This is a genomic window from Methylomonas sp. BG-2 (genome assembly GCF_057766305.1).
On record NZ_JBYMAP010000177.1, the window covers coordinates 1 to 8,388 of the forward strand.

General features: G+C 65.7%; 1 protein-coding gene. It reads right to left on the reverse strand.

From position 1 onward, the window contains the following. Positions 1–8,388, reverse strand: an 8,388-nt coding sequence (locus AC3B8H_RS15490) for an autotransporter-associated beta strand repeat-containing protein (RefSeq protein ID WP_488442445.1), incomplete at both ends; no start/stop codon positions are given.

Sequence of the window (8,388 nt, forward strand, 5' to 3'; positions counted from 1 at the left end):
GCAGCCTGACCACCGCCGACGGAGCCGCCCAGCCCAATCGCGCCGCCGACGCCGGTACCGCCGACGCCACCCGCGCCAACACCGGTACCGACCGCAAGCGGCGTAATCGCATTAACCGAGGTTTGAGTGTTGCCGCCGGCACCGCCCGACGCGCCACCCAAACCGCCGAAGCCACCCAGGCCGGCGCCGAACCCGGTGTTGAAATCCACGGTTTGGGTAGCGTTGGTGACGATGCCGATCGCCACCGCAGCTGTCGGGCTGGAAGTGACTACTTCGGCGTTGTTCAAACCGTCGGTGTAACTGGCGGTCACACTAATCGTTTTATCGACGAAGGCTTGGGTCAGCAGCAAGCGGGCGCCGGTGCCGAGAACATTGCCGTCGCCGTCCTTCCAGGTATAAACGACGCTGCCCTTGCCATCGGCGTCATCCAACGCATCGACGACCGTCAGCGTCTCGCCGGCGGTCGACGTGCCGCGTATCGTCAACGTGCCGGTCGGCGCATCGTTGGCATTCGTCAGAGTGACCGTCAGTTCGGTATCGCGGCTGTTGCCGGCCGCGTCGGTGGCGCGCACGGTAATCGCGTGGCTGGCGGCGGCTTCGAAGTTAAGTTGGCCGCCGTCGGCCACGCTGACCGCGCCGGTGGCGGCGTCAATCGCAAAGCGGCCGTCGGCGTCGTCAACCAGGCTGTAAACCACCGCATGCGGATCGCTGGCCGCCACGCTGCCAACCGCGGTGCCGTTCGCGGCATTTTCGGCAACGCTTAAGGTCCCGGTCGCCGCGGCCGGCCCGGCGGTATCCAACGTGAAAGTCAATACGCTGGATTCAGCCGAGGCGTTGCCGGCCAAATCGGTCTGCCGCGCCAACACCGCCTTGGCGCCGTCGCCGGCCACGCTGAAGCTGGTGGCGCTGCCTGCGACCCAAGTCGTGCCGCCGTCGATGCTGTATTCCCAACTCGTGCCGGTTTCCAGACCGCCCGCGTTGACGACGCCGTTATTCGTTAAGCCATCGCCGGCACTGGCGCCGCTGTCCTCGGCCAACGCCAAACTCGGCGCGGCGGAGACTGTGTCCAGGGTGAAGGCCAGCGCGGCGGAATTCGCCGAGACATTGCCGGCGACATCGGTTTGCCGGACTAGCAGCGACTTGGCGCCGTCGCCGCTGACGCTAAAACTGGCGCCGGTGCCGGTGGTCCAACTCGTGCCACCGTCGCTGCTGTATTGCCAGCTCGCGCCGCCTTCCAGGCCGGATACCGTCACCGCGCCGCTGTTGGTGATCGCGTCGCTGTTGCTGGCGCCGCTGTCGCTGGTCAAGCTCAAACTCGGCGCGGCCGGCGCGGCGGTATCGACGACGATGTCGCGGTTGGCGCCCAACGAATCGGGATCGCCGGGCGCGGCCAAGGTCAATATCGCCGGCAGACCGGTGGAGCTGTCGAGTATCGTGCCGCCGCTCAAGGTCAAGGCGGTGGTCGCGGCGTAATCCAGGTCGGCGCTGGTATCGCCGGCTTGCAGGACATAGCTGAAACTGAGCGTGGTGCTGCCCGAGCCGCCGCTGAAACTGGCGTTGCGGCCGGTGTTCAGCGCCAAGGTCGGCGTGCCGGTCACCGTCACGGCCCGGTTGAAGGTGACTGTGATGGTCACGGTATCACCGGCTTTGTAGCTGCCGCTGGCGGTCGAAGCCGACACTTCGGTCACCAGCGGGTTGACCAGCGCGGTCAGCACCACGTCGTTGCCGCTGCCGCTGGCGTAGCGCACCGTGTAGATGTCGCCGTTCAACGTCGCGTCGCTACCCTCGGGTATGCCGTCGAAGATGCCGGCACTGCCGGACACCGCCTCGGCGCCGTCGTTGTCGATGATCCGGTAGGTGGTGCCGTTGCTGGCGCTGTAGCCACCCACCCGGCTCACGCTCAGCGAACCGCCGTTCAAGCTGACGACGCCGTTGACGACGACTTGGTCGAAATCGGTGCCACCCACGCCGCCGTCGCCGCCGACCTCGACGGCCAAATCGCCGCTGAGCCGCAGATTGCCGTTAACGGTCAACACGCCGATGCCGTTATTGGTGCCGGCCACGCCGGGCGTCAACGTCGCGCCGTCCAGTATCGTCAATTGATTGGTCGAACTGACCGCGAACACACTGCCGCTGCCGGCCAGGGTCGCCCCGGATTGCACCGAAACGCCGCTGGTCCCGCCCAGCGCGCCGGTCACGGCCAGCGTGCCGGCCGCCACGGTCGTCGCGCCGCTGTAGGTATTGGCGCCGGACAACGTCAGCGCCGCGCCGCCTTGCTTGGTCAAGGAACCGCTGCCGGACAACACGCCGGACAAGGTCGCGGCCGCGCTGTTCGACACGGTCGCCGCGCCGATCAGCGTCACGTCGTTGTCGATGGTCGTCGCGGCGGTAATCGTCAGCGTGCCGGCATTCAAGGTCAGATCGCCGCCGCCGAGGTTGGCGTCGGAAGCTATCGACAGGCTGCCGCCGTCGCGAACGACGGTTGCGCCGCTGTAGGTGTTAGTGCCGGACAGCGTCAAGCCGCCGGTACCGGTTTTAATCAAATCCCCGCCCGTCACTCCGTCTTGGATCAGACCGGAAAAGCTGGTCGAGGCATTGTTGCCGCCGACCGTCAGGCTACCGCTGTTTAAGGTCACGCTACCGGCGCCGGACAAGGAACCGACGGTTTCGTCATCGTATAAAAACAGCGTGGCGCCGCCGCTAATTTCGAGCGCGCTATCGTCGCCGATGCCGGCGCCGCCCGAAACCGACAACGTGCCGTCGGTTACCGTGGTGGCACCGCTATACGTGTTGGTCCCGGACAGTTCCAACTCGTCCGCGCCGGCCTTGGTCAAACCGCCGGCACCGGCGATGGCGCCGGAAAAGTTCCAGGCGGCTGCTTGATTGACGGTCAACACCGTGCCGCTATCCAGGGTAATGCCGGCCACCGCCGAACTGCCGCCGGACAAGGTGCCTATCGTCTCGCTGGCGCTGATCCTTAGCGCCCCGGCGCCGGACAAGGTCACCGCGCAAGCATCCTTGATCGCCGCGCCGCCCAGGGTTCGCACGGTGCCGCCGGTCACGGCCAGACCGCCGTCCCAATCGCCGGTGCCGGACAGCAGCAAGGTGCCGGTCCAGAACTGGGTCAGCGCATAACTGTTGGCGCCGTCGGTGATGCCGCCGGACAAGGTCAGCGTGTTACCGCCGGTATCGATCTTGGTGTTGCCGGTCAGCGTGATTTGGCCGCTCAGGGTGTTGTCGCCGCCGAGGGCGCGGATCGCGCCGTTGGTGTCGGCGCCGACGCCGGCGGCGGAAATAGCGTTGCTGAAGGTCTCCGCGCTTTGCAGATGCAACGAAGCGCCGTTGGCGATAACCACCGCGCCGCTGCCCAGCGCGCCGCTCTTGCTGGTCAGCAGATACCCGGCGCTGATCGCGGTGCCGCCGCTGTAGGTATTCGCCGAAGTGCCGGCCAGTTCCAGCGTGGAGCCGCCCAGTTTGGTCAACTCGCCGCCGCCGCTCAGCACGCCGCTGTGTTGCAGGTAGGCGCCGGTATCGACCAGAATGCTGCTGTTCGCCGCCAACGCGATATCGTTGTCGATCGCGTTCGGATAGCCGCCGGTCACCTGCAAGGTGCCGCCGTTCAGCGTCAAGGTTCCGGTTCCCAGATTGGCGTCGCCGCCCACCGCCAACGTGCCGGCGGCGATGCTGGCGGTGTTCAAGCCGGTGCCGCTGGTACCGCCGGTCGCGGTGTTGTTGGTGCCGCCCAGCACCAGTTTGCCGGCGCCGCTCTTGGCTAAATCCGACACCACACTGCCGTCGTCGGCTAGCGTGGAATTGATGGTTAGCGTATCGCCGGTGCCGACGCTGACTCCGATCGCGCCGGCCAAATTCAAGGACTGGCTGGTGATCGTCAGCGAGCGGCTGTCGGTATCGCTGTTCATCGCCAGCGTCACGCCGTCGGCCACCGTGTAGGCCGCGCCCAGCGTGATGGTGCCGCTCAAGGTGTCGGCGAAGTTGATCGTGGTCGGCCCGGCAACGGTGCCGGCGTAATACAGTGCTTCCCGCAGGTCCAGACCGCCGCCGTCGGCGGTGTCGGCGTTGAAGTTGCTGACCGCGTTGCCGTCGATCGCGGTGACGGTCACGGTCAAATCGTTGGAAACCGTAATCGTGAAGACCTGCGCGACCGAGTCGGTGCCGTCGCCGGCTTGAACCCGGATCGAATAGGTTTGGCCGGCGGTCAACGCGACATTGTTGACGCTCAACGTGGTGCCGCTGATCGTAAAACTGGCGTTATCGGTATCGCCGCTGCCGCCGACCAGCGTGTAGGTCAAGCTCTGGCCGGTATCGACATCGGACGCCGACAAAGTGCCGACCGTGGCGTTGAGTCCGTCGAACACGCTGATCGCGTCGTCGGAAAGTTGCAAATTGGTCGGGGCGTCGTTGATCGAGGTCGCGGTGATCACGGTCGAGCTGTTGGCGGAGCCGCTGCTGGTGCCATCGTTGCCGGTTAACGTAAACGTGGTCTGGACGGTACTCGCCGGCGCGACTTGGTTGGCGGTCGGGGTAAACACCAACGCTTGCAGCAAGGTTTGCAGCGCGCCGGGACTGTTGGCGGTCAAGGTGTAGCTGCCGGCCGAGCCGGTCAAGCCGCCGCCGGCGCTTCTCAACGTGCCGTTGGCGCCGGTGTAGCTAATCGTCAACGTGAACGTGCCCGAGCTGTCGTCGGCGTCGCTGTAAGTGACGTTGGCGAACGGCGTGGTGGTGGCGTTGTCGTTGACGCTGCCGGCGGTGGTAAAGGTGCCGCCCAGCGCCGGCCCCTGATTGACCGGACCGGTCAGGCGAAAATCGTTGCTGTTGCTGCCGGCCGTGTAACTGGCGGTCAGCGCCACGGCGTTGAAGGTGATGGTGCCGGCCGCCGCCAAACCGCTGAAGGTACCGACGACCGCATCCGAGCCGTCGTTGGTAATTAGCGTGAACGCTTCGCCGCTGGCCGATTTGGTCGCGACGTGGGCGCCGGACAAACTCAAGGTGGCGCCACTGACGTTGACCGCGCCGCTAACCGCCACAATATCGTAGCTGGCCGTACCGGCAATATCAGCCGCCAAGCCGCCGCCGGACGCAATCGTCAAGCCGCCGGTCACGGTCAGCGTGCCGACATCGTCGTTGCTGCCGGCCACGCCCGGCGCCAAGGCGCCGCCCGACGCGATGGTCAGGCCGCCGTTGACGGTGCCGGTGCCGGCCAGCGTGGCGCCGCTGGCTACGTTGACCGCGCCGGCACCGGCGCCGTTCAGGCTGCCGGTGACCAGCAAGGTACCGGCGTCTATCGCGGTCGAGCCGGTATAGGTGTTGGCGCCGGACAAGGTCAGGGTACCGCTGCCGGCCTTGGCGAAGCCGCCGCTGTTTCCGCCGTCCTGCAATATGCCGGAAAACGTGGTCGATGCGTTGCCGGCCACCGTCAGCGTGCCGCTGTTCAGCGTCACGGTACCGGCGCCGGCCAGCGAGCCTATCGTGTCGTCGATGGCATGCAAATTGAGTATGGCGCCGGACGCCACGGTCACCGCGGTGGTATCGGCCAACACCCCGCCGCTGCCGGACAAGGTCAAGGTACCCGCCGAAATCGTCGTGGCGCCGGTATAGGTATTGACGCCGGACAAATCCAATTCGCCGCTGCCGAGTTTGGTCAGGCCGCCGCTGCCGCTAAGCACCCCGGAAAACAATCCGGACGATGCCGAATCGCTGGTCAGCGTGAAGGATTGCAGATCGATATTGCCGCCGGCATAGCTATAAATTTGACCGACGCTGATAGCCGACGCCAACTGGTAAGAGCCGCCGTTCAGCGCCAACTCGGGCGTGCCGGTTAACGTGCCGGACAGCACCATCGTACCGCCGGAGGCTTTCAGATGTGACGAGGCGGTCAACGCGTTCGTGCCGGACAGGGCCAGCGTCAACGTCCCGCTGCCGACTTTATCGACGGTGGCACCGCTGCCGGTGATCGTGCCGGTAAAACTGGTGCTGGTGTTGTCGCCGCCGATCTCCAAGGTGCTGGAGGTCAAGGATACCGCGCCGGCGCCGGCCAACGAACCGATCCGATCGGTCGCCGACGACAGCGTCAAGCTGGCGCCGCTGGCCACCGTCACCGCCGAGCTGTCGGCAATGCGGTTGTTGCCGCTGGTGGTCAGGGTGCCGGCCGAGATCGTCGTCGCGCCGGTGTAGGTATTGGTACCGCCCAGGGTCAAGCTGCCGGAACCGGTTTTGGTCAAACCGCCGCTGCCGCTGATGACACCGCTAAAACTGGTGTTGGCGCCATCCCCGGCCGTCAACGTGAAAGCGCCGAGCGATATGTTGCCGGAGCCGGTCAGCGAACCAATGGTTTTGGCGGCGCCCAGCGTCAGCGTGGTGCCGGCACCGACCGAAACCGCGGTATTGTCGGCGATGGCGCTGCCGTGATTCAAGGTTAAGCCGCCGGCCGACAGCGTGACCGCGCCGGTCAAGGTATTCGCGCCGGACAAGGTCATCGTGCCGCTGCCGGTCTTGGTGAACAGACCGCTACTGTTACTCAGGATGCCCGAGAATGTGCTATCCACGCCGCTATTGATAGTCCGCGCCGCGTTACCGAAATCGACGTTGCCGGTGAAAGTCAACGCAAACGAGCCGGACATTGTCACATCGCCGCCAAGCGTGATCGCGTTGCCGATCGTCCGCGTCGTGGTGGTCGAGCGCAGTTTGCCGCCGTTCCAGGTCAATGCGCCGGATCCCAACGCGCTGTCCGAGGCAATGTCGATGATGGTGGAATTCAACGTGACCGCGCCGCTAAAGCCGCTGTTGGTGCCGGCCAGCTTCAACACATTGCCGGCCGCCCCGCCGACCGTGATGGCACCGGAGCCGCTGAAATTACCATTCAGAATGATGCTGCCGGCCGTGGTGTCGAAAGCGCCGCCGTTGGCGGTGACCGATACCCCAACCGACGAGCTAATGCCGCCGGCGCTGGCGGCCAGGGTGCCGCCGTCCATCGCCAGCGAGCCGGCGCTGCCCAGACTGGCGGTTTGCAGCGTGCCGCCGCTCAAGGTCAGCGCGCCGCTGAAGGTGTTGGTGCCCGACCAAGTCAGCGTTCCGCTACCGGCTTTGGTGAATCCGCCGCTACCGGAAATGCCGCCGGAAAACGTGGTCGAGGCATTGTTGCCGCCGGCGGTCAAGGTATTGGACCCCAACGCCACGCTGCCGGCCCCGGCCAACGAGCCTATCGTCTCCGAGGCATTCAAACTGAGCGTGCCTGTAACGGTGACCGCGCTGGTATCGGACAAGGCACTGCCGCCGCTCAAGGCCAGCGTGCCGGCCGACACGCTGGTCGCGCCGGTGTAGGTGTTGGCGCCGCTCAGTGTGAAGGTGCCGCTGCCGGCCTTGGTCAAGCCGCCGGTCCCGCTCAATACGCCGTCGAAACTGGTCGAGGTGTTATCGCCGCCGGTCGTCAGCGTGAACGAGCTCAAATCGAAGCCGCCGACCACGCCGCTACCGCTTAGCGAGCCGATGGTTTCGTCGGCGCCCAGCGTCACGGCCAGACTGGCGCCGTTACCCAAGGTCAGCGCGCTGGCGTTGGGGATCGCCGCGCCGCCGTTCAACGCGATGGCGCCGTTGCTTAAGGTCGTGGAACCGCCGTAGGTATTGCTGCCCGACAGCGTCAAGGCGCCGCCGTTCATTTTGATGAGATTGCCGCTGGCGCCGGATATATCGGCGGACACGATCAAGGCGGAACTGGCACCAATCAGATTCAACGTGCCGGAGCCGGCCAGTACCAAACCGCCACCGCCGCTGCCGGCAATCGTGACAGTCTTCGCTCCTTGCAAGCTCACGGTATCGCCCGCGCCCAAGCTTGCGGTGGAGCCGGTCAGAGTCAGCGTGGTGCCGCTGGTCAAATTGCTCAGAATCACGCTATCGGCGCCGGCCTGGGCCGCCGAGCGCGCCAAGGCTTCACGCAATCCGAAACCGTCGGCGGCGTCGTTGCCGCTGTCGTCGCTGGTCTGGGTCACGTAAATGCTGGAGCTGGTCACCGTGACGTCGGCGTTGGTCGTGTCGCTACCGTCATTCAACGCGAAGCGTAGCGTGGCATCGCCGAACGGCGTGCTGTTGGCATACTGGACACCGCGCATCGCCGCCTGCACCAAGGCCGTGGTGGCATTGGCATTAAAACTGATCGTCAACACGCCGCCGGTATTGGTGTAAGTGGCGAATGTGGTGGAACCGCCGGTTTGCAGCGCCGAGCCGGTGTCGGTGAAACCGCTGGCATTGAAACTGAACACGTCGTTGCTGCTGGGATCGGCGATGCTGGCGTCGCCGATCTTGCCGCGCTGCACCGTCAACGAAGCGCCGTTCCAATCGCCGACATCGTTTTCGGCGTCGGAGACGGTCAGATTG